At 71.4% G+C, this 22,660-nt stretch carries 18 protein-coding genes; 7 read left to right on the forward strand and 11 right to left on the reverse strand.

Annotation, left to right across the window (positions count from 1 at the left end; genetic code table 11):
* Nucleotides 1-295 precede the first annotated feature (295 nt).
* The 5 genes from ACWIYF_RS19055 to ACWIYF_RS19075 are packed head-to-tail and all read right to left on the reverse strand — an operon-like array spanning nt 296 to nt 5,847.
* Entirely contained in the window at nt 296-1,546 is a 1,251-nt protein-coding gene (locus tag ACWIYF_RS19055; protein ID WP_448624404.1) for a CaiB/BaiF CoA transferase family protein, read from the reverse strand.
* On the reverse strand, nt 1,533-2,813 hold the full coding sequence (locus ACWIYF_RS19060) for a CaiB/BaiF CoA transferase family protein (protein ID WP_448624405.1): 1,281 nt from the start codon (nt 2,811-2,813) through the stop codon (nt 1,533-1,535). The genes ACWIYF_RS19055 and ACWIYF_RS19060 overlap by 14 nt, the downstream gene beginning before the upstream one ends.
* A 3-nt stretch (nt 2,814-2,816) precedes the next feature.
* Nucleotides 2,817-4,058 (reverse strand): acyl-CoA dehydrogenase family protein, encoded by a 1,242-nt coding sequence (locus ACWIYF_RS19065; protein ID WP_448624406.1) that lies wholly within the window; start codon nt 4,056-4,058, stop codon nt 2,817-2,819.
* On the reverse strand, nt 4,055-4,798 hold the full coding sequence (locus ACWIYF_RS19070) for a GntR family transcriptional regulator (protein WP_448624407.1): 744 nt from the start codon (nt 4,796-4,798) through the stop codon (nt 4,055-4,057). Before ACWIYF_RS19070 ends, ACWIYF_RS19065 begins: the two co-directional genes overlap by 4 nt.
* Before the next feature lie 38 nt (nt 4,799-4,836).
* Nucleotides 4,837-5,847 (reverse strand): alcohol dehydrogenase catalytic domain-containing protein, encoded by a 1,011-nt coding sequence (locus ACWIYF_RS19075; RefSeq protein WP_448624408.1) that lies wholly within the window; start codon nt 5,845-5,847, stop codon nt 4,837-4,839.
* Nucleotides 5,848-5,951: 104 nt separating this feature from the next.
* Here ACWIYF_RS19075 and ACWIYF_RS19080 point away from each other — a divergent pair, with 104 nt between their 5' ends.
* Nucleotides 5,952-7,196, forward strand: a complete 1,245-nt coding sequence (locus tag ACWIYF_RS19080; protein ID WP_448624409.1) for an MFS transporter — start codon at nt 5,952-5,954, stop codon at nt 7,194-7,196.
* A 42-nt stretch (nt 7,197-7,238) separates the two neighbouring features.
* Here ACWIYF_RS19080 and ACWIYF_RS19085 read toward each other — a convergent pair whose 3' ends face one another.
* The 6 genes from ACWIYF_RS19085 to ACWIYF_RS19110 form a co-directional block, all read right to left on the reverse strand.
* Nucleotides 7,239-8,258, reverse strand: a complete 1,020-nt coding sequence (locus tag ACWIYF_RS19085; RefSeq protein ID WP_448624410.1) for a MaoC family dehydratase — start codon at nt 8,256-8,258, stop codon at nt 7,239-7,241.
* The gene (locus ACWIYF_RS19090) at nt 8,255-9,133 is read right to left on the reverse strand and encodes an HpcH/HpaI aldolase/citrate lyase family protein (RefSeq protein ID WP_448624411.1); all 879 of its coding nucleotides are present in this window, start codon (nt 9,131-9,133) and stop codon (nt 8,255-8,257) included. The genes ACWIYF_RS19085 and ACWIYF_RS19090 overlap by 4 nt, the downstream gene beginning before the upstream one ends.
* Before the next feature lie 34 nt (nt 9,134-9,167).
* Nucleotides 9,168-10,130: a cyclase family protein gene (locus ACWIYF_RS19095; RefSeq protein WP_448624412.1), complete on the reverse strand. Its 963-nt coding sequence runs from the start codon at nt 10,128-10,130 to the stop codon at nt 9,168-9,170.
* Nucleotides 10,127-10,564, reverse strand: a complete 438-nt coding sequence (locus ACWIYF_RS19100) for a Zn-ribbon domain-containing OB-fold protein (protein WP_448624413.1) — start codon at nt 10,562-10,564, stop codon at nt 10,127-10,129. The genes ACWIYF_RS19095 and ACWIYF_RS19100 overlap by 4 nt, the downstream gene beginning before the upstream one ends.
* A 79-nt stretch (nt 10,565-10,643) precedes the next feature.
* Nucleotides 10,644-11,831: a thiolase family protein gene (locus ACWIYF_RS19105; RefSeq protein WP_448624414.1), complete on the reverse strand. Its 1,188-nt coding sequence runs from the start codon at nt 11,829-11,831 to the stop codon at nt 10,644-10,646.
* 1,204 nt (nt 11,832-13,035) lie between these two features.
* Complete coding sequence (locus tag ACWIYF_RS19110; protein WP_448624415.1) at nt 13,036-14,049, reverse strand: LacI family DNA-binding transcriptional regulator; 1,014 nt, start codon at nt 14,047-14,049, stop codon at nt 13,036-13,038.
* A 147-nt stretch (nt 14,050-14,196) separates the two neighbouring features.
* On the opposite strand from ACWIYF_RS19110, the gene ACWIYF_RS19115 reads away from it, so the two are divergent.
* Genes ACWIYF_RS19115 through ACWIYF_RS19140 form a run of 6 tightly spaced genes read left to right on the forward strand, consistent with a single transcriptional unit; the run spans nt 14,197 to nt 22,638 of the window.
* Nucleotides 14,197-15,513 carry an ABC transporter substrate-binding protein gene (locus tag ACWIYF_RS19115; protein WP_448624416.1) on the forward strand — a complete coding sequence of 439 codons (1,317 nt, stop codon included), beginning with the start codon at nt 14,197-14,199 and terminating at the stop codon, nt 15,511-15,513.
* A complete protein-coding gene (locus ACWIYF_RS19120) occupies nt 15,510-16,427 on the forward strand; it encodes a carbohydrate ABC transporter permease (protein ID WP_448624417.1) in 918 nt (305 codons plus the stop codon). The genes ACWIYF_RS19115 and ACWIYF_RS19120 overlap by 4 nt, the downstream gene beginning before the upstream one ends.
* Nucleotides 16,424-17,329 carry a carbohydrate ABC transporter permease gene (locus tag ACWIYF_RS19125; RefSeq protein WP_448624418.1) on the forward strand — a complete coding sequence of 302 codons (906 nt, stop codon included), beginning with the start codon at nt 16,424-16,426 and terminating at the stop codon, nt 17,327-17,329. Before ACWIYF_RS19120 ends, ACWIYF_RS19125 begins: the two co-directional genes overlap by 4 nt.
* Nucleotides 17,330-17,360: 31 nt before the next feature.
* On the forward strand, nt 17,361-19,625 hold the full coding sequence (locus ACWIYF_RS19130) for a hypothetical protein (RefSeq protein WP_448624419.1): 2,265 nt from the start codon (nt 17,361-17,363) through the stop codon (nt 19,623-19,625).
* Nucleotides 19,618-21,522: a glycoside hydrolase family 127 protein gene (locus tag ACWIYF_RS19135; RefSeq protein ID WP_448624420.1), complete on the forward strand. Its 1,905-nt coding sequence runs from the start codon at nt 19,618-19,620 to the stop codon at nt 21,520-21,522. Before ACWIYF_RS19130 ends, ACWIYF_RS19135 begins: the two co-directional genes overlap by 8 nt.
* 12 nt (nt 21,523-21,534) lie before the next feature.
* A complete protein-coding gene (locus ACWIYF_RS19140; RefSeq protein ID WP_448624421.1) occupies nt 21,535-22,638 on the forward strand; it encodes a LacI family DNA-binding transcriptional regulator in 1,104 nt (367 codons plus the stop codon).
* Nucleotides 22,639-22,660 lie beyond the last annotated feature (22 nt).

The raw sequence follows: 22,660 nt of genomic DNA on the forward strand, positions 1-22,660 counted from the left end.
GGGTGTCGCGGATCACTTCCGCTCCTTTAGCCCTGGTCTTCATCGTGGGATATTCTGTGCTCGGCCGTTCTTCTCGCGCAGCTGTGTCGTCGTTCCTCTGCCGAGTCAGGCCTTTCCACGGAGATCGAGCACCGCAATTCCTGTGAGGGCGAAGCCAGACGATGGCCGGCCGTGCGGAAAGGATGTGCGGAACTCTTCCGGCGGTGGGTCGCCGCTCGTTCCGGTGGCGAGCGCCCGGGTGCCGGAGGCGCCTTCCACGGGCTGCCGGCACGGCGCGGGGTTCGTCTGTTGCCCATCACCGACGGTCCTCGGGTGTGGCGTCGTCAGTGGGGGCACCGGCCTGGTGGACCACGCCGGCGGCCGCGAGCTCCGACACCTCCGCCTCGGCGAAGCCGCAGGCGCGAAGGAACTGGACGGTGTGCGTTCCGACCGCGACGGTCGGGCCGGTGACCGGCTCGAACTCCTCCCCCTGTCGCCGCCACGGTAGGGACAGCGTCTCGACGCCTGCCGCCGGCCGGACCTGCGCCATGGCCTCGATCTGTGGGTGGTCCCGCAATGTCGCGTAGTCGTGGACGGGCACCCCGATGCCATCGCTGCGGACGATCAGCTCCATCAGCTCGTCCGTGGGGAACCTGACGAAGTAGGGCTCCAGTTCCCGACGAAGGTCGGCCATGTTGGGCATCCGCAGCTCCCGGGTGCTGAAGCGGGGATCCTCCAGGAGCGCCTCGGCCCCGATCGCCTTGCAGAAGTCCCGCCACGCCTCTTCCGAGCGCAACGGCTGCCCGTAGTACAGCCGGCTGTCGGCCGTGGCGATCCCACGGTCGGGCGGGTACGTCGCCGCATTGCAGTGGAAGCCTTCCCAGACGTCGGGCTCGTCGAGGGCGGCGATCATCACGTTGTTCGTTCCCATGACGGCCCCGAGCTGGGAGACGGCAGCGTGCTGGCCACCGGTCATGTCCCGCGCGAGCAGGCCCGCCAGAACTGCGTGGACGGCCGTGCAGCCACCCAGGATTCCTCCGACGTCCGCACCGAGTCGCACGGGGGGCTCATTGATCTGCCCGAGGTACCGGAAGACCCCCGAGAGGCTCTGCACCTCCAGTTCGGTTGCCGGCAGGTCTGCCCATGGGCCGATCTCTCCGAGCGGCGTCACGGAGACGTCCAGCAGGTCGGGGTTGGTGCGCCGGAGGTCGTCCGGCGTCAGTCCGACGTCGGTCGCCGCCGTCGCGGTCAGGTCGTGCAGGAAGACGTCGGCATTTCGGAGCATCCGCAGCAGCACCGTCGATCCGCGTGGCGACGTCCAGTCCAGCGCGACGCTGGCCTTGCCCCGGTTGAGCTGGTAGGCCGCCGCTCCCATCCCGTCGATCCAGGGCGGCCCGGCGGCACGGAGCCAGTCGCCGCCAAGGGGTTCCACTTTCACGACCTCGGCGCCGAGTCCAGCCAGAAGGGAGCTCGCATACGGGCCGGAGATCCCTTGGGTGGCGTCGAGGACGCGGACTCCGCCCAACGGTGCCATTGCCGCCTCCGGACGTGGCTCAGTCGTCGTCATCGCTGGCCGCCCTCCACTCGACGATCTCCCTGGTGTGGGCACCGGGCAGCGCGGCCTGCCGTTGCTCGACGCGCGACTTCTCGAAGCTCCACATCGGACCGGCGACCGCCATCTCCCCGGCGATCGGGTGGGGGACGCGGTTGACGAAGCGGTTGAGCCGGAAGTGCTCGTTGAGGTCCGGCGCGTCCTCCAGCGTCCTCAGTCGCACACAGGGCACTCCCGCCCGCGCCAGCCGCTTGGACCACCAGAGGGCTGGACGTGTTCGCAGCGCCGCGGCCAGTGCGGCATCCACCTCATCTCGGTGCTCGATGCGGCCCTGATTGCTCCGCAGCCGCTCGTCCGCCGCCAGATCCGGGCGTTCCACGGCGGCGCAGAGCACCTGCCACAGTGCGTCGGTGTGCGCCGTGACGCTGACGTAGGTCCCGTCCTGGCACTGGAAGGCCCGCGAGGGCACCAGCACGGCAGATCCACTGCCCAAAGCGCCGGGCGACTGCCCGTTCGCGAAGAACTCGGCGAACCGTGTGGTCTGCAGCGCGATAGCGGCCTCCATCTGCGAGGTCCGGATGTATTGGCTCTGACCGGTCCGCCGGCGTGCGTACAGCCCGATGAGGACGGCCTGGAGCAGGTACATCGACGTGGCCAGGTCGATCTGCGCGACGTAGCGGAAGACCTCGGGCCCCTCGCCGGGGTGGCCGGTGATGCTCGCGAAGCCACTGAAGGCCTGGCCCTGTGGATCGGTGCTGCCCATGTTCTGCAGCGGGCCGGCATCACCGAAGGAACTCGACGAGCAGTAGACGAGACCCGGGTTGACGGCGCGCAGCTGCTCGTAGCCCATGCCCAGCCGGTCCATCGTGCCGGCGCGGGCATTCTCGACCACGACGTCGGCAGCGGAAGCGAGCCGGACCGCGACCTCGCGGTCGGCCGGGTCCTTGAGGTCGAGGATGACGCTGCGCTTGCCCAGGTTGCTGGAGCAGTACGTGGTCGGCTCCCCCTCCCTTGTCGGCATGACCGCGCGGATGGGGTCGCCGTACGGCGGGTCGACGCGGATCACGTCGGCGCCCATCTGGGCCAGCAGGGACGCCGCCCACGGACCGACGGCGTAGGCGGTCAGATCGAGCACGCGGACGCCGGCCAGGGGCCCTTTCCGATCGGCGTCGACACGACTCGGCCAGGTGGTCGTGCTGTCCGTCGTCCTCACCGCGGCCTCAGTTCCCGGGTGCACGGCATCCCTCCGCTGGTTCTCCTGGGCGATCTCGGATCGGGTCATGACTCAGTACGACTTCGGCATCCGCAGGACGTGCTGGCCGAGGTAGGCCAGCACCAGGTTGTTCGCGACGGGGGCGGTCTTGTAGAGCCGGGTCTCGCGGAACTTGCGCTCGACGTCGAACTCGGCGGCAAAGCCGTAGCCACCGTGCGCGTCCAAGCAGGCGTTCGCCGCCTCCCAGGCGGCCTCGCTCGCCAGCAGCTTGGCCATGTTGGCGTACTCCGCACACGGCAGCCCGGCGTCGAAGAGCTCGGCCGCGCGCCGTCGGACGAGATCGGCCGCCGTGACCGAGGCGTACGCGCGGGCGATCGGGAACTGCACCCCCTGGTTGGCCCCGATCGGCTTGCCGAAGACGACCCGCTCCGAGGCGTATTTCGCGGCCCGCGCGCTGAACCACCTGCCGTCGCCGACGCACTCGGCGGCGATGAGGATCCGCTCGGCGTTCATGCCGTCGAAGACCTGCCGCAGCCCGTTGCCCTCGACCCCGACCAGCGCATCGGCGGGAAGCCGGAGGTCGTGGAAGAAGACCTCGTTGGTCTCGTGGTTCATCATCGTGCGGATCGGCCGCACCTCGATCGAGTCGGCAGCCTCGCGAAGGTCGACCAGGAAGAGACTCAGTCCGTCGGTCCGCCGGGTGACCTCCTCCGTCGGCGTCGTCCTGGCCAGCAGCAGCAGCAGATCGGAGTGCTGGACCCGCGAGGTCCAGATCTTCTGCCCGTTGACCAGCCAACCGTCGGCCGTCCGTCGCGCACTGGTGCGGATCATGGTGGAGTCCGAGCCGGCGTCCGGTTCCGTGACCCCGAAGGACTGCAACCGCAACCGCCCGGCCGCGATCTCGGGCAGGTACCGCTCCTTCTGCTCCGGAGACCCGTGCCGCAGGACGGCGGCCATCACGTACATCCCCGCGTGGCACGCCGCCGAGCTGCCGCCGCTGGCGTTGATCTCCTCCAGCACGACCGCGGCCTCACGGAGTCCGAGACCGCCACCCCCGTACTCCTCCGGGATGAGCATCGCCATCCATCCGGCGTCGGTGAGGGCGGTGACGAAGTCGTCGGGATAGGCGTCCTGCTCGTCGAGCTTGCGCCAGTACTCGTCCGGGAACCGGGAGCACAGGTCGCGGACACCCTGGCGGATCTCGTCGAGGAACTGCTCGTCGCCGTCCAGTGCAGAGGCCCTCGTTACGTCACCCGAGGCCGCGGCCGACCCGGTGATCGACGCCGGCGCGAGCGGCTGCTTCGAGCTGGTCATGCGGTTCTCCCCCGGGTCTGGCTCCGCTGTTCCTCCGCCGCTTCCAGATGCGAGAGGAGCAGGTTCTTCGCATGCTCGATGTGCGCCACCATGGCTCGGCGGGCCCGCTCGGGATCGCGGTCGCGGAAGGCTTCCAAGATCTCGTTGTGGTCGTGCGCGGTGGCGTCCGCCCAGCCTTCGATCTTGACGTCCTGGGCATTGGGCACGTAGCGCAGTGCGATGCCGAGGAAGAGAGCCAGCTTGGATGAGTTCCCCCCGGCGTAGATCAGCCGATGGAACTCCTCGTTGGCCCGGTCCACGGCCTCGTGACGACCGCTCTCGAAGGCGCTGGTGATCTCCGCCTGCAGGTCTTCCAGGCGCGCCACCACCTCATCGCTGCGGTTGAGCGCCGAGCGGGCCGCCAGCTCGCCGGCCACGAACTCGTGCACCAGATAGGCGTCCTCGATGTCCTGACGCGACAGGGCGCTGACCCGGAACCCGCGATTGGGCAGCAGCTCGACGAACCCGTCCCCGCGAAGCGTCACCAGCGCCTCCCGAATGGGCGTCGCACTGACCCCCAGCGCCTCGGCGGCCGCACCGATCCGGATGAACTCCCCCGGCCGCAGCCGCCCGGAGATGATGGCGGACCGCAGCGTCTGGACGACCTGGTGCGTCAGGTCCCTCTGATTGACCGGCAGGGCTCCCTCGAGGACCGGAAATCCCCCACCGTCGCCCCGATACGCGGACAGCTCGTCAGTCACGTCATCACTCTCGCTCAGCCCGAACAACGCAGATCCGCTCAGGGGACGAGGACAGCTCGCCCCGCGACGCGCCGGTCGTCGACCGCCGCGGCCGCTTCCACGACGCTGTCGAGGGGGAACCTCTCCACCGCTGCCTTGACGCGGCCGTCGGCGACCATCTCCATGGACTCGACGAACGTCGCCATGGACGTGGACGCCGACCCCGTGATGACCGCTTCCTTGCCGAAGACGAAGGCCGGGAAGAAGGAGACTCGCTCACCGGTCATCTGCCCGGTCAGCACGTAGCGCCCGCCCCGGGCGAGGCCGCGGAAACAGCCGGAGAACACGTCGGGGTGTCCGACGTTGTCGAGCACCACCTCGGCGCCCCGCCCGTTGGTGATGTCGAGGATCTGGCGCCAGTAGTTCTTGTCATCCGTGGTGACGACGTGCGCGGCACCGAGGGACAGCAGTTGCTTCTCCTTGGCCGGCGAGCTGGTCACCGCGACGGGGATCCCGCCCAGTGCGGCCACCACCTGCATGCCGTGGATGCCGAGGCCACCGCCGGCCCCCGTGACCAGGACCGTCTCCCCCGCGCGCAGCTTCGCGATCCGCTTGAGTGCCTGCAGACAGGTTCCGACGGCACAGGCGACCACGGTGGCGTCGGCCAGATCCAGCCCGTCGGGCACCGGGAGGAGTGCGGAGTCCTCGACCGCGACGTACTCGGCGTATCCGCCGTAGTTGAACGACTTGTCGGGGCACTCGAGCTCACGGCCGGAGAGGCAGAACGCGCAGTGGCCGCAGGTGGTGAACTGCTTGGCCGCGACCCGGTCGCCGACCGAGAAGTGCCGCACCTTGCTGCCGACCTCGACGACCGTTCCCGCGAACTCGTGCCCGAGCACCTCGGGCAGCGGGATCTTGGTGAGGCCGAGCCGGTCGGCCTGGTCGTGCCCGCAGATCCCGCAGGCGGCCACCTCGACGACGACCTGCGTCGGGCTTGGTGTGGGTCGGTCGATCTCCTCGAGCTGCAGAACCGAGGGACCGCCCGTCTCGTGCACGACGGCTGCTCGCATGGCCTGTTCCTCTCCGGGTGGGGCTCTGGCGCCTCATTGCCGCGTCAACTCGGTCATCACCGGGAGTGCCGTTGACCACGGATGCAATGTGATACACATATATAGTGTGGCGTACGCAACATCGTCAAGAGGCTCGAGCCGACGATTCGCGGTCCCGCGCCTCACGTGACGCGGGGTCCTCGCCGGCCCCTCGCCGCACCATCTGGGGACTGCTGATCCTCACGCTGATCTCGCTCAATCTGCGTCCGTCTCTGACCAGCGTCCCGGCGCTGGTCGACGCGCTGAGATCGGATCTGCACCTCTCCGCAGGCTTCCTGGCCCTGCTCACGGCGCTGCCGCTCCTCGTCTTCGGGCTCTTGTCGACCAGCGTGCCCGGCATCGCCCGGGCGCTCACACCCGAGCGGACGTTGGCCTGCGCCCTCGGGCTACTGACCGTGACGCTGTCGCTCCGCGTGATCGGTGGGCCGACGACGCTGCTGATCGGCACCGCCCTTGCCGCCACGGCGATCACCGTGACCAACGTGCTCATACCCGGATTGATCCGGCGTGACCACAGCGACCGCGCCGGACTTGCCACCGGTCTGTACGCGATGGCGCTCGGCATGGGCGCGTCCGCCGGAGCGGCCACGGCGGTCCCGCTGCAGGATCTGTTCGGCGGACGCTGGCAGCCGGCCCTGGCCGCGTGGGCCCTGCCCGCCCTGCTCGCGCTGGCCGGCTGGCAGCTGGTCACCCGGGCCGGCCGCCGGTCCTCCGCTGTCGATGTGCGGCCACATACCGACGGAAGGATGCTCCGCCAGCCGATCGCCTGGGCGGTCCTCCTGTTCCTCGGACTGCAGTCGCTGATCTTCTTCACCCTGATCGCCTGGTTGCCGGCGTTCTTCCAGGATCTCGGCTACAGCCCTGGCCGAGCGGGCTTCCTGCTCGCCCTGGCGCAGCTCGCGGGCATCCCAGGCGGGCTGATCGTTCCTCAGCTCGCCATGCGCAGCCGCCATCAGGTCGGGTACGTGGTGGCGACGACGCTGCTCAACGTCGTCGGGTTGCTCGGCCTGGTCCTCGCCCCGACGGCGGCTCCGGACCTGTGGGCGGTGTCCGTGGGCGTCGGTAGCACCGCCTTCCCGCTCGGCCTCACCCTGATCGTCCTGCGGACCCGCGTCCCCACGGCGACCGACGCCCTCTCGGGCTTCGCGCAGGGCGGCGCCTACCTGATCGCCGCCCTGGGACCGCTGCTCGCCGGCACGCTGCACGACGCGACCAGCAGCTGGCGGGTGCCGATGGTCGTGCTTCTCCTGCTGTGCCTGCCGCAGCTGGTGGCGGGCATGTCGGCCGGACGAGCCCGACTGATCGCCTGACCCCAACTACCGGAACACGCGGTGGGCGCCCGGCCGGCGGGGTCAGGGCAGGAGGGCCAGGAAGCGCCAGTCGAGCACGTCGCGGGGAGCCTCGCCTGCGGTGCTGCGGGCCTGCACCCGGGAACGGAGGTGCACCAGGCGGCCGTCATCGACCCCGACCACATCGGTGACCGACACGCTGCTGCTGAGCGTGTCCCCCTCGCGGACCGGCGCCACATGGTCGCAGCCGTGCCAGCCCACGACGGTCACCAGCTCCGGGATGGCGCGGACCGCCTGAGAGAGGGCGATGCCGATGGTGTGCCCGCCGTAGACCAACCGCCCGGCGGGTCCGGCCGCGTCGTCGTGATGGGTCCGGGCGATGTTGAGGGTCAGGCGCGCCAGTTCGGGCGCCGAGGAGACGACGTCGCCACCGGCCACCCGCCAGCTGTCCCCGGGGACCAGGTCGCGCCCGGCCGACCGGGGCAGCGCCGCGCGGAAGGCATCCAGACGCCATGAACGAGCGAGGTCGGCGACGGCCGAATCGTCGACCGGGGCGCCGATGGCCCCCACGTCGTCCCGGTGTCCCGTCTGTACGGCCGGGTCGCGGAGCGGGAGCATGGCGCAGCGCCAGAAGTCCAGGACCGTCCGATCGTCCTGGTCGGTGGTCGTGATCCGCAGGACGGCCAGCCCCGTGGCCGGCCGGTCAGGGCGTGGGGTGTTCTGACGCAGGGCCACCACCTCCGTGCGCGTCCGCAGCACGTCGTCGACGGCCGGCGCGCGCCGGAAGTAGAGGCCCCGATAGAAGAGGTTGGCGACCACGTGGTGGGTGACCTCCGTCGACTGGCCGATGGCGACGTCCCACACGAGGGCCGGTGAGACGAACGCCGGGTCCCGGCCGGTGACCGCCCGGCTGAGCGCGCGGTCGAGCGCGAGCCGCAGCCGGTTGCCCACGACGGACTGGTGGGCCGCGGCCAGGCCGGAGGTCAGGGTGACGGCTGGGGCGCCGTCGAAGACGTCGCCCCGGCGCAGCTCCTCGAACCAGGGGCCCTCGGCGACGAGCGAGGCGGGGGCGCGCACGGTCATGGCCGCGGCGCCCTGGCCAGGACCCGGCGGGCGGCCACGGCCACGGCTTCGTCGAGCATCTGCCCGTCGAGCCGCGCCGCGCCGGCGCCGCGGCCGTGCGCCTCGGTCAGGGCCGCGAGCACCCGGGTTGCGTGGTCCACCTCGTCCTGCGTCGGGGTGAAGGCGGCATTGAGGACGTCGACCTGCCGGGGGTGGATGGCCCACTTCCCGTCGAAGCCCAGATCGCGAGCGCGCTGGACTCCGGCGGCGAGCCCGTCGTCGACCTCGACTCCGAGGTGCGGCCCGTCGATGGCCTGGACCCCCGCCGCGCGAGCGGCGACGAGCACGGCCTGCTGGGCGGGCAGCCAGAGGTCGAGCCGTCGCTCTGGCGGGGAGCAGGCACCCAGTGATGCGGCCAGGTCCGCGTAGCCGAGGATCAGCGCCTCCAGTCGCTCCCCCGCCGCGGCGATCGCCAGGACGTTGGCCAGGCCCGTCGCCGTCTCCACCAGAGCCTGCACGCCGACGGGTTGCCCCCGCCCGGCCGCCGCCTCGACACCGTCGAGCAGCCGATCGACGAAGGCCATGTCGCCGGCACACTCCACCTTGGGGACGACGACCGAGGTGACACCGGGCAGGTCCGCCACCGCCTCGAGGTCCCGATGGCACCACGGCGAGCGCGCCGCATTCACCCGCACGGCCATCCGGCGGCCGGCACCGCCAAGCTCTTCCCGCAAGGCGGATCCCAGCCGGTGGCGGGCGTCGTCCTTGGCGTCTGCGGGCACCGAGTCCTCGAGGTCGAACACGATCTCGTCCGCCGGCCCGGCGAGCGCTCGGGCGATCTTGCGCTCGTCCGCGGCCGGCACGGACAGGCAGGAGCGACGACGCGCGACGTCCATGCTTCCTCTTTCTTGTCTCCTCCCGCGGCGACGCTCAGACGATCGCGTAGGCGTTGGCCGGACTCCCCACCCCGCGGGGGACCTTGAGCGCCGCAGAGACGAGCAGGAAGTCGTACCTGCCGGTCTCGGCACAGACGGCCGACAGCTCCTCGAGGTGCCAGAACTCGCCGAGGGCCATGCCCTGCAACGGAATGATCCGCCGGTGCAGGAACCCCTTCTCCCGGTCCACCGGGAGACGTTCGACCGCCACGTTGTCGCCGGCGACGGACGCGAACTCGTGATCCCACAGGAACGCGGCGGTGTCCTGGGAGGACTCGAGGCCGGGACAGGCGAAGCCATGGCCCACCGATCCCCGCATGGCCGCGCGTTCCTCGGCGGGCCGGGTCCGGTACCACTCCGTCCATCCGGTCCGCAGCACCAGGAAGTCGCCCGAGCGGAACTCCACCTGCTCAGCGGCCGCGATCTCGCTGATCAGGTCACCCGTGATCTCGAAGCCCTCCGTCATCACCAGCGGGGTGCCACGGTCGGCCATGTGACGGGCGACGTCGATGAGCACGCCCCGCCCCATCAACCCGTGATCCGACCAGCGGTCGATGCCCAAGTCATCACCGGCGTCCAGGTCGGTGTCCTGCCGCCCGCCCCAATAGCCGTACTGCCGGAAGCGCACGTGGCGAAGGCCGTCCCACTGGCTGGAGAACTGCAGGTAGAAGTTGTCGACCTTGTCGTCCCGGCCACCGCGGTCGACGTCCACGGTGTGCTCGTACGGGTGCCGATCGGGAAAGAGTCCCGGGTCAGGCTCGTTGAGGGGCAGGGTCAGCGAGACCACCCGGCCGTCGCGGACCAGCCCGCAGGCATGGGCGACCTGCTCGCGACCGACGAGGTTGAGCGAACCGATCTCGTCATCCCGCCCCCACACGTCCCAGGCGTGGCGCTCGGTCGAGTCGGGCAGGAAGGGCAGCTCCTTGAACAGCGGCGTCCGCCGCTGGGCGGCCGTCACTGGCGGCACCCGTGCACGAAGCACAGGACGCCGTAGCCGTCCTCCGTCGAGAAGCGCGCGGCCTGGACCGGGGCGCCGTGCCGCCCGCCTTCCCCGCAGTCGCAGAGCACCCGGCCTGGCAGCCGCAGACCCGCGGGCAGGTCGACCATGCCGGTCAGGTAGGGCACCTCGTCCGCCCAGATCGGATCACCCGTCGCCCGCTGCACGACGACCGCCGCCGACACCGTGCCCTCCCCCTCGACGTCGGTCCACTGGGAGTCGAGTGAGCCGCAGGAGTGGCAGACCGGTGCGATGGGCCATCGCACCCGCTCGCAGGAGGCGCATCGTTGGAGCCGCAGCCGCCCCTCGCCGAGCCCCCGCCAGAACGGTTCCGACTCCGGGTGGATGACCGGCTCGGGGCCCGCATAGGTGCCCACCTCCGCCAGCGTTGACATGACGCCTGCCCTTCTTCCTCTTCTGCTCGTCCGGCTCTTCCGCACCAAGGCCGTGGTTCGTCCGGGAGGACGACCGCGGTCAGGCCGTGAGAATCAACGAGTCGCCCCAGGGTGTGACCCACTGCAGCACCGAGGCGTCGGCGATCTGGCGTTCGCCCGCGGTGCCGCGAAGCTGGCGCACCATCTCGATGAGGTGCGCGTATCCGGTGAAGTCACCCTCGGCCATCAGTCCCCCGTTGGTGTTCACCGGCAGCTCGCTGGCCACGCCCACGCCGGACTTCTCGACCCAGGCCGGCGCCTCGCCCTCGCCGCAGAACCCGAACCGTTCGAGCACCATCCACAGGTTGCTGGCGAAGGAGTCGTAGACGTAGAGGCCGTCGAGATCATCGCGCGTGACGCCGGCCATGTCGTAGACCGGCTGCGGCCGAGCGCGGAACGCGTACTCCTCACCGAAGCCGACCCCCAGCCCGGGACGGGAGAACATCACGTAGTCGTCGCGGCTGGACTGGATGCTCTGCACTCCTGCCACCAGTGCAGGACGCTGAGGCAGATCGCGGGCTCGCTCGGTCGTGGTGACGATCAGACACGTCGCGCCCTCGTTGAGCAGCGCGTAGTCGGACCGACGGAAGGGCCCGGCGATGACGGGCTCGTCGAAGTAAGTCTCCATGGTGAGCGGCTTGGCGCGCAGGCCCGCCATGGGGTTCTTCGAGGCGTTCTCCCGGTAGCCGACGCTGATCCGGGCCAGGTCGGTCGAGGTTGCTCCGTACTTCTCCATGTAGCGCTGCGCCACGAGCGAGGTCCCCACGCCCGGTGTGTCGATGCCGTGCACGGTCCACTCGCCGTGGCCGCCGCCGGTGTCCCGCAACCCCTCACGGGTTCCGGACCCGCCGAGCCCGGTGAGGTACCGGCCGTAGCCGCGACGGGTGACGCCGGTGTTCGCGATCGCGACGAAGTCGGCAAGACCGGCCATGACCGCCAGTCCCGCCTGGGCCACCAAGCCGGTGGCCCACCGCCCGTGCGCCCACGCCTGGTCGACGAACCGGCAGGTGAGTCCCATCGCGGCCGTGAACTCTTCGTAGTCCACTCCCGAGGGCGACCCGTGAGCTGTTGCGAAGCCGTCGATGTCCTCCCGCCGCAGACCCGCATCGCGCAACGCGCTGGTGAAGGCCTCGACCTGGAGCCGCATGGGGCTCTTGCCGAGGTCGAACCCGAACTGGTCGCTGGTCCCTACGCCGACGATGCACGCCTGCTGGTCGCCGAGCTTCACGGTGGCACCTACCTCCTCTTCTGCTTGTCCATGGCCTCCGGCGAGGGCGTCGGTAGGGGTAGGCCGCGATCACCGCGCCCTGGGACCCGGGCCCGAAGACTTCTGGAACCGCGGTCCGAGGCCTCTCCGACGGCGCAATCGAAGGTGCAGCGACCCCCGACACCCCACAGGGCCGTCTGTCCGAGCGTCTGTGAGGGCATCGCAGGCTCCGACGCCGACCCAGTAGGTCGCGGGAACAGGACTCCGCGAGCGGGTCCACCCATCAGGGGCATAGGGCTGTGTATCATATATCTATTCCGAGGGACAAGGCTTCCTTGTCGGCGACACGCGTGGTCTTGCCACCGGTGTCGAGGTGCCGCAGCGGGGCCAAGGCGTCGAGATCGTCGGTATCGGCGGAGATCCACCAGGCAGAGGGCCTCGGGGCCGGTCAGGTCCAGGCCCTCAGGCGCGGGGCCGGTGTCGAAGCGCGCGCAGCAGGCGACCTACCGGTCAAGCGCCAGAACGAGCTCACCGGTAGGTAATGGAACGCCGTTGGGTCTCATCCGCGACGGAATCCGGCGGGTGGTGGGGACGCCGGCTACCGCATCCGGTGGGGTGACCGTCCGAGCGGTGCAGAGACACAGCGGCGATTGGTTCCCAACAGAGTCCTGGGGCAGGGCGCCAAACCCGTTTCGACCTGACCGAGGTCGCGTGCTCGGGCACGGCTCGGTCGAGCTGCTGATGGCTCGCGCCTGCATCCGCGGCGTGACCGGCCGTCCGCGCTGGCGGCCCCGCCGCCAGCGCAACAAGAGAGCGGTCCCGGCGCTCGTCGAACGTGCTCGAGATCCGGTGCACGACCGGCAGCTCGTCGACCCGGCCGAATCATGTGGATCGATCTCCTCGACAACGCACGAGCGCAGGACCCGTGCGCACTCCTCATCGAGTCGGTCGTTGATCGGCGCGATCCGCGGCGGCGGGCAGCCAGGGCATCGCATCGTTCCTCGGCCAGCTGTTGCAGCACGTCCATCGGATCGACCGTCCCGACCGCGAGCAGCGTGTAACCCGCGCCAAACACGGCGGCATCCCGTCGCTACGCCTATGCCTGCGGCCGCAAGCTGCGGCGTACAGGGGTCCGCGTAGAGACCGGCGGGCCAGCAGGCCGCTGACTTCGGATGCCGTCGTCACCCACGGCCGGCAGACATGCCGGCATGTCGCGGCACGGGGGTCATCCCGCCACGGTTGACCCTCGGATCACGAGACGACAGGGCAGCGTATCCACGCCGCTGTGGGCCTCTCCGTTCATCATCTTGAACAGGCGCTGCGCGGCCATTCGGCCCAACGCCTCGAAGTTCATGTCGACCGATGTCAGGGGCGGTCGCGACTCCGCGGCCAGGATCTCCCAGTTGTCGAAGCTGACCACCGCGACGGCGCTCGGGACGTCGAGGGAACGGTCCCGCAGCACCTCCAGCGCCCCGCGCGCGATCTGATCCGACCCGCACACGATCGCGTCCACGTCCAGCGCCTGGTCGAGCAGCGTGGCCGTGGCTGCCCGGCCCCACGCCTCCGACCAGTGCCCGTACAGCACCTGGTCCCCCGCCAGCGAGAGGCCCGCGGAGGTCAGCGCCGACTGCACGCCGTCCGCGCGGTCGCGCGCCGCCGCGTACCCCACGTCGCCGGAGATGTGCGCGATCCGCCGCCGGCCGATCGAGATCAGGTGCTGCGCCGCCATCGCCCCGGCCGCCGTGTTGTCCGGCACCAGCGAGACGTCGGCGGGGTCGGACGACGGCGCGTAGGCGTAGACCACTGGCACCGGCAGATCGCCGAGCGACGGCCGTGGGTCCGTCCGCGATCCCACCACGATCAGCCCGTCCACCCGCCGCGCCAGCAGCGCCTCGAGGTGGAACGACTCCCTGATCGCGTCGCCCCGCGCGTCGCAGAGGAACACCGACATCCGCCCGGCCCCGAAAGCGTCTTCGGCGCCCATCAGGATCGGGATCGAGAACCGGCCCTCGAGGTCGTTGGTCAGCAGCCCGACCGTGCCCGACTGCCCGACCAGCAGCCCCCGCGCCAAGGGGTTGGGCGTGAACGCGATCCGCTGCGCGGTCTCCATCACCCGCTGCCGCGTCTCCGGGTGCACTTGGTCCCGCCCGTTCAGCGCCTTCGACGCCGTGGCGATGGAGACACCCGCGAGCCGCGCGACGTCCTTGAGCGTCGGGCGCCGGCCCTCGACCTCCGTCATCCAGACCCTCCGTAGATCCCGAAACCGTTTCGCACCGACGATCCTTGACGCCGTGCGGAGCATCACTCTAACGTGACGAAAAGCATTTCGGCAGAGTTTCGGTCCTGCCTGAGGTCCGAACTCGTGAACCCGGCTTTCGGAGGATCCATGACCAGCGCAAAGATGCGGTGGCGGCGCCCCTCGGCTCTCGCCCCCTTCGCCGTCCTCGCCCTCGCCCTCACCGCCTGCGCCCCCGGCGGAGGCGGCGGCAGCAGCGGCGGCTCGAACGACGGCGACGGCAGCATCACCGTCGGCGTCGAGGCCGGCTCCCCGTGGGAGGCGTTCTACAAGGAGCACGCGCCCGAGTTCACCGAGGAGACCGGCGTCGACGTCGAGATCCTCGCCGTCCCCCACGCCAACATGCGCCAGCAGTTCCTCTCCGACGCCGTCTCCGGCGAGGGCGCCTTCGACGTCTACACCGTCGACCAGCCGTGGGTGCCCGAGTTCGCCGAGAAGGGCTACCTTGTCGACGTCAGCGACAGGCTCTCCGACGAGGACCGCGCCGACTTCCTGCCGCACACCCTCGACACCGAGAGCTACGACGGCGGCCTCTACGGCCTGCCGTTCATGGTCCACAACCTGGTGCTCTACTACCGCACCGACCTCTTCGCGGCCGCCGGCATCCAGAACCCGCCCACCACGTGGGACGAGTACCGCGCGGACGCCGTCAAGCTCACCGACCCCGCCGCCGGCGTCTTCGGCACGATCATGCCGGGCAAGCAGGACGGCGAGGTGTCCACGCGCTTCCAGAGCTACATCCAGCAGGCCGGCGGCGACATCGTCGGTCCGGACGGCGCTCCGACCATCGACACCCCCGAGGCCCGCGCCGCGTTCGACCTCATGACCGGCGTCCAGTTCGAGGACCGCACCAGCCCTGAGGGCCTGCACGACCTGACCGACATCCAGGGCCAGTTCCTCGAGGGCAAGGTCGCCATGGCGCTGGTCTGGCCGTACCTCTACTCCCTCGCCCAGGACCCGGCGCAGTCCAAGGTCGTCGACAACGTCGCCATCGCGCCGGCCCCGGGCAACCCCGACCAGGTCGCGACGACGTTCTCCTGGGGCTTCGGCATCTCCTCGGCATCGCAGAACCAGGACGCCGCCTGGCAGTGGCTGCAGTGGTCGACCGGCACCGAGATGCTCGAGCAGATCAGCCGCGACCAGACCGTCCCGACGCCGCGCAAGTCGGTCGTCGACGCCCTGGCCGCCGACACCAGCCTCACCGACGCGCAGCGGCAGACCTTCCAGGCCTTCGCCGACTCGGTCGGGGCCAGCACCACGATGCCGATGACGCCGGCCTACCCGCAGTACCAGGAGGCCATGGCGGTCGCCGTCTCGGCGGTCATGTCGCAGGGCTCGGACGTCGACAGCGCGCTGAAGACGGCGCAGGAGGCGATGGACGCGGCCTACGAGGAGTCCGGCAAGTGACGGCGGCGACGACGGCCGGGCGCCGCGGGCGGACCCTGGCCGGCCGGCGCCGGCTCTCCGGCATGCTGCTCACCGCCCCGGCCGTCGTCGCCCTGGCCGTCACCGTGGTCTTCCCGGTGCTGTGGACGGTCTCGCTGAGCTTCCAGGAGTTCAGCCTCTCCCCGTCGGGGCCGCCGGCCACCTTCGCCGGCCTCGACAACTACAGCCGGGTGCTCGGCTCCGCGGCCTTCCGCGACGCCCTGCTGCACTCGATCGGCTTCGTCGCGACGTCGCTCGTGGTCGAACTGGCCCTCGGCCTGGCCATCGCGGTGCTGCTCCACCGGGAGACGAGGGGCCGCAAGGCGATGCGGCTGGTCATCGCCCTGCCGCTCATGGTCGCCCCGGTCGTCGCCTCGCTGGCCTGGAAATTCCTGTTCTCCAACGACTACGGGCTGATCAACCGGGGCCTGGACCTCCTGGGGCTGCCCACCCCGTCGTGGTTCGGCGACGAGTGGCTGTCGCGGATCACCATCCTGGTGACCAACGTCTGGCTGGCACTGCCGTTCGTCGTCCTCGTGCTCCTGGCCGGCCTGGCCAACATCCCCAAGGAGCTCGAGGAGGCCGCCCGCACCGACGGCGCCGGCCCGTGGCGCGCCTTCTGGCACATCACGCTGCCGCTGCTCAAGCCGGCGCTGCTGATCATCCTGGTGATCCGCCTCGCCGACGCCTTCCGCGTCTTCGACTCAGTCTACGTGCTCACCGGCGGTGGCCCGGGCGGCTCCACCGAGGTGATGAGCAGCTACCTCTACCGGCTGCTGTTCACCAACACCGACTTCGCCGGCGGCGCGGCGGCCGCGGTCGTCTTCGTCCTGGTCATCGCCGCCAGCGCGTGGGCCGTGTTCGCCCTGCTGCGCGACAAGGAGGACGTGGCGTGAGCACCCTGCTCAAGAACCGCCCCGAGGTGCGCACCGAGCCGACGAAGCGGGCTCCCCGCCGCTCCAGCGCGCCCCGCAGCAACCCGGCAAAGCCGATCGGCGCCGGCGTCCTCACCGTCGTCGCGACGTTCCTGTTCCTGCTGCCCATCGTCTGGATCTTCACGACGTCGCTGAAGCCGACCGGCGAGATCTTCGCGATCCCGCCGACCGTGCTCCCCCAGAGCCCCACCGTCGAGCACTTCGGCGAGGTCCTGACCGGCACCGACGTGCTCAAGCTGTTCGGCAACAGCCTGATCGTCGCCTCCGGGGCGACGCTGGTCGGCCTGGTGCTGGGCGTCCCGGCGGCCTACGGCTTCGCCCGCTTCCGGTTCCGGCTCAGCGGCCTGCTGCTGGGCGCGGCCCTGGTCACCCGCTTCTTCCCGCCCGTGGTGCTGGCCCTGCCGTTCTTCCTGCAGTTCCGCTCCCTCGGGCTGATCAACAACACCCTGGGCCTGGTCATCGCCTACATCCCGGTGGTGCTGCCCCTGGTCATCTGGATGCTCGAGGGCTTCTTCCGCAAGCTGCCCGAGGAGCTCGCCGAGGCCGCCCGGCTCGACGGCCTGGGCACCCTGGGCATCCTGCTGCGGATCATGCTGCCGATCTCCAAGCCGGCCGTCGGCGTCGCGGCGCTGTTCGGCTTCCTCGCGGCGTGGAACGAGTTCGTCATCGCCCTGGCGCTGACCCGCACCCCCGACGCGCAGACCATGCCGGTCGGGGTCGCCGGCTACATCACCCAGTTCCAGACCTACTGGGGGCAGATGACCGCCGCCTCCGTGGTCTACCTGCTCCCCGTCCTCGTGGTCACCGTCGTGGCGCAGCGCGGCATCATCGCCGGCCTCATGAGCGGCGCCTCGAAGGGCTGACCCGCCCGCACAACCCAGGAGAACCCCACCGATGAAGCTGATTGCTGTCCACCTCGACCCCGGCTCGGGCGTCGAGCTGTGGCAGGACGAGCAGTGCGTCGTCCGCCTGGCCGCGCCCGTGGTCGCCGAGTTCGCCGACGACACCACCGTCGTGCACGCCGCGTACGACGAGCTGGCCGACGACGGCGGCGTCCTGACCGGGACGGCGACCGTGCGGCACGGGGACGGCGAGGTGGTGGTCCGCGACGTGTGGTCGGCCGGGGACGACGGCGTCTCGGTCGAGCGCAGCGTCACCGGCTCGGGCGTGCCCGTGCGGGTGTCGCTGGAGAGCACGCTGGTCGACTCCCGGTTCGACGACGCCACGCTGTTCGCCCCGCCGGCGCTCTACGACCTCAACGACATCGACGGGGACGGCGTCGAGGACTACACCGACAGCCGCTCGCTGACCTTCCGCGACGACCGGCTGACCGGCCTGGCCGTGCTCGCCTACCTGCCGGCGCAGCACCTCGGCATCGCGCTCACCCGCGACGACGTCCCGGAGTTCGACGACGTCCCGGACCGTGAGCGGGGGCAGCAGGAGTTCGTCCAGCGCACCGACATCGGCAGCCTCGGCCTGGTTCCGGACGACGCCGACCGGGTCACCGCGGTCGCCACCTACCCGTTCGTCGAGCGGACCCGCAGCCACGCGCTCACCGCGAAGGGCCGGGAGCCGTGGGGCGCCTACTGGCCGCTGGACGAGGGCGGCTTCGAGGTGCGCTACGGGTTCACCACCGTCGCCGGCGAGACGCCGGTCGACGCGCTGTGGGCGCTGTGGCAGCGGCGCATCGCGCACCTCGCGCCTCAGCGGGTCGAGCTGCCGGAGTCCTTCGACGAGCTGCATCGGCTGCGCATCGAGGCCCTGCTCCCCTACTACGCCGAGCGGGCCGGCGAGGAGCCGGTGCCCGCCGGCTTCGTGACCAACTGCCACCCGCAGAACGGCGAGCAGCTGCGCAACGTGTTGCAGTACGGCTTCACCGGTCAGACCGTGCTCAACGCGCTGCACGTGCTCGAGCACGCCGCCGCGACCGGCGACGGCGACGCCGACGCCAAGGCGCTGAAGACGATCAACTTCTTCGTGCACCAGGTGCGCGACTCGGCGATCGGCCTGTGCCCCACGCTCTACGACCTCGACGACGGGCGAAGCCGGGCCTGGTGGAGCGGCCTCCTGCTGCCGCTGGCCTACGCCGACGAGTCCACCAACCTCGAGGAGCTGATGGGCCCGGTCTACGCGCACATGAGGCACGCCATCGACGCGCTCTCGGGCGTCGAGGGCACCTACCTGCGGTGCATGGCCGAGGAGCACGAGGCGCTGCTGCGGGCGTACTCGGCCGAGGCCGCGCGTGGCCGCGAGCACCCCGAGTGGCTCGCCACCGCACGCCGGTTCGGCGAGTTCCTGCTCGACGTCCAGGAGGACGACGGCACCTGGCGGCGCGCCTACGACTTCGACGGCAAGCCGATCGTCGAGCCGCGCAGTTGGTTCGGGCCGACCGAGCTCAACCAGAAGTCCTCCACCGCGACCGTCGTGCCGCTGCTGCTGCGTCTGCACTCCCTCGACGGCGAGGCCCGCTGGCTGGACGCCGCCCGGCGGGCCACCGGTTTCGTCGTCGAGCACTTCATCGACGGCATCAAGCACAACGGCGGCATCCACGACTCGATCTACGCCCGGCCGCAGCTGGTCGACAGCGAGAGCATCCTGTTCTCGATGCGGGCCACGCTGGGTCTCGCCGAGGTGGACGACGACCCGCGCTGGGCCGCCGGCGCCCGCAACGCCGCCCGGCTGCTGGCGACCTGGGTCTACCTCTGGGACGTACCGCTGCCGCCTGGCAGCACGCTCGCCGGGTACGGCTTCCGCAGCACCGGCTGGAGCGCCTGCGACACCTGCGGCGCCGGCTACATCCACCCCTACGAGGTCCACGCCGTCCCCGACCTGTACTCGATCGCGCTGGCCGCCGACGACCGGGACCTGGCCACCGTCGCCGTCCTCTGCCTGCACGGCTCCAACGAGACCGTCGCCACCGCCGAGAAGACCTGGGGCTACGCCCGCCCCGGCCTGCAGGAGGAGGGGCTGCTGGTCAGCTGGTGGCTGATCGACGACCCGATGTTCCTCGGCACCGGCTTCGGCGGCCGCGGCAAGGGCGAGGGCAACAAGACCTGCCTGCCCTGGATCTCGGCGGTCGCCCTCGACGCCCACGCCGAGCTGCTGCAGCGGTTCGGCACCACCGACCTCGAGGCCCACTGGGCGGCCCGGCGTGCCTGACTCGAACTGCACCTGGGGGCGCCCGGTCGTCCCGGCGAACGGCGTGTGGCGTCCGGTCGGGATCGGCGACGTCCGGATCACCGGCGGCTTCTGGGCCGATCGCCAGGAGCTCAACGCGACGGCGATCATCGAGCACTGCGAGCAGTGGGTCGAGCGGATGGGCTGGACCGGCAACTTCGACGCCGCCGTCGAGGGCCGCCTGCCCGCCGACCGGCGCGGCCGCGAGTTCTCCGACTCCGACGTCTACAAGCTCGTCGAGGCCATGGCCTGGGAGATCGGCCGCACCGGCGACCAGGACATGGACCGGCGGCTGCAGGCGCTCGTGGCGCGGATCGCCGCGGCGCAGGAGCCGGACGGCTACCTGAACACCCGGTTCGGCCGGCCCGGACAGGAGCCGCGGTACAGCGACCTGCAGTGGGGTCACGAGCTGTACTGCTTCGGCCACCTGATCCAGGCGGCGGTCGCCCGCGGCCGCACGCGCGGCGACGACCTGCTCGTCCAGGTCGCGGTCCGCGCCGCCGACCACGTCTGCGACGTCTTCGGCCCCGACGGGATCCGGTCCGTCGACGGGCACCCGGAGATCGAGGTCGCGCTCGTCGAGCTCGCCCGGTACACCGGCGACGAGAAGTACCTCGACCAGGCCCGGCTGTTCGTCGAGCGGCGCGGGCACGGGGTCCTCGGCGACATCGAGTTCGGCGCCGCGTACTACCAGGACGACGTGCCGGTGCGGGAGGCGTCGGTGCACCGCGGGCACGCCGTCCGGGCGCTCTACCTCGCGGCGGGCGCGGTGGACCTCGCCGTCGACACCAAGGACGACGAGCTGCTCACCGCCGTCACCCGGCAGACCCGGAACACCCTCGGAACACGCACCTACCTGACCGGCGGCATGGGTGCGCACCACGAAGGCGAGTCGTTCGGTCTCGACCACGAGCTGCCGCCCGACCGCGCCTACTCCGAGACCTGCGCCGGGGTCGCCTCGGTGATGCTCGGCCACCGGCTGCTGCTGGCCACCGGCGAGGCCACCTGGGCCGACGTGGTCGAGCGGACCCTGTTCAACGTCGTCGCCACCTCGCCGGCGGCGGACGGCCGGGCGTTCTTCTACACCAACCCACTGCATCAGCGAGTTCCCGGCCACGTGCCCGACCCCGACGTGGCCAGCCGCCGCGCGTCGTCGGACCTGCGCGCGCCGTGGTTCAACGTCTCCTGCTGCCCGACCAACGTCGCGCGCACCCTCGCCACGCTCGGGGCGTACGTCGCCACCGTCGACGACGACGGCCTCCAGCTGCACCAGTACGCGGCGTCGGAGACCCGGACGACGCTGACCGGCGGCGAGCGGGTCGCCGTCCGCGTGACGACGGACTACCCCGCCGACGGCGCCGTGCGGATCGAGGTGCTCGAGGGTCCGGCCAGGCCGTGGGCTCTGACGCTGCGGGTGCCGTCGTGGGCGCCGGCGGCGACGCTGCGGACGCCGGACGGGACGCAGACCGCCGGCCCCGGCTACGTGACCGTGCGGCGCGCCTTCGCCCCCGGCGACGTCGTCGAGCTCGACCTGCCGGTGGCGCCGCGGTGGACCTGGCCCCACCCGCGCATCGACGCGGTGCGTGGCTCGGTCGCCGTCGAGCGCGGGCCGGTGGTGCTGTGCCTGGAGTCGGTCGACCTGGGCGAGTCCGTCAACGACGTCCGCGTCGACATCTCGACGCCGCCGCGGGACTGCGACGGGACGACCACCGTCCTCGCCGGAACCGTCCCGGCACCCGAGTCGGAGTGGCCGTACGACGCCTCGCCCGCCGACGCCGCCGGCCCGGAGCTGCGCGAGGTCGCGCTGGTGCCCTACCACTCGTGGGGAAACCGGGGCCCGGCGACGATGCGGGTCTGGCTGCCCGTTGTCGAGGCCTGACAGCGCGCGGCCGTGACCGGACGACGCCCGAGCATCGAGGACGTCGGCCGTCGCGCGAGCGTCTCGCGGCAGACCGTGTCCCGGGTCCTCAACGGCTCGCCGCTGGTGAGCGAGGGTGCCCGGCGGCGGGTGGAAGCGGCGATCGCCGAGCTGCACTACCGGCCGAGCTGGGCCGCTCGCGCGTTGGTCACCGGGCGAGCGGACGTGCTCGGGGTGGTCACCACGCGGCTCACCTCCTACGGTCCCGCCGAAACCCTCGCCGGCTTCGAGCGAGCCGCCGCTCGCGCGGGGCTGGCCGTCCAGGTGGCGAACGTGCCGGCCGGCGACCCGGCGGAGGCGCGGGCGGCGGCGGGGCGGCTGCTCGACTGCGGCGTCGCCGGCCTCGCGGTGCAGGTGCCGCTGGACGAGCTGGACGTCGGCGTGCCGGTCATCGGCCTCGGCGTCCCCGCCGGCCCCTACCCCGCCGTCCGGGTCGACCAGGCGGCGGGGGCCCGCGAGGCGACCGAGCACCTGCTGGCCGCCGGGCACGAGACCGTCTGGCACGTCGCGGGGCCGGCGGACTGCTGGGACGGCTCGGAACGCGCCGCGGGGTGGCGGCTGGCCCTGCAGGAGGCGGGTGCGCAGCCGCCGCCGGTCGTGCCGGCTGCCGACTGGAGCGCTGCGGCCGGCTACGTCGCCGGCCGGGTGCTGCGGGAGCTGCCCGGCGTCACCGCCGTCTTCGCGGCGGGCGACTGCCTCGCCCTGGGCGTGCTGGCCGCGCTGCACGAACACGGCCTCGACGTCCCCGGCCGAGTCGCCGTCATCGGCTTCGACGACGTCCCGGAGGCGGAACACTTCACGCCGCCGCTGACCACGGTGCGGCCGGACTTCGCAGCAGTCGGCCGGGAGGCGCTGCAGCTCCTGCTGCCGCAGCTACGCACCGGTGCGTCCGGAGGCAAGCCGCGGACGATCCGTCCGCGACTCGTGCTGAGGGCAAGCGCCGCCACGGCTGCGAGTGTCCGCGGAACTCCCGGTCGTCAAGGCATCCGTGCGGACGACCGCGCACCCCGTCGTTCGGCCACCACCCCGGCACCACGGAAAGGCCGCCTGAACGACGTCGTCAGGCGGCAGACATGACGACGGCGAGGCCAGTGCGGGA

It is taken from the genome of Geodermatophilus sp. URMC 64 (assembly GCF_053502555.1).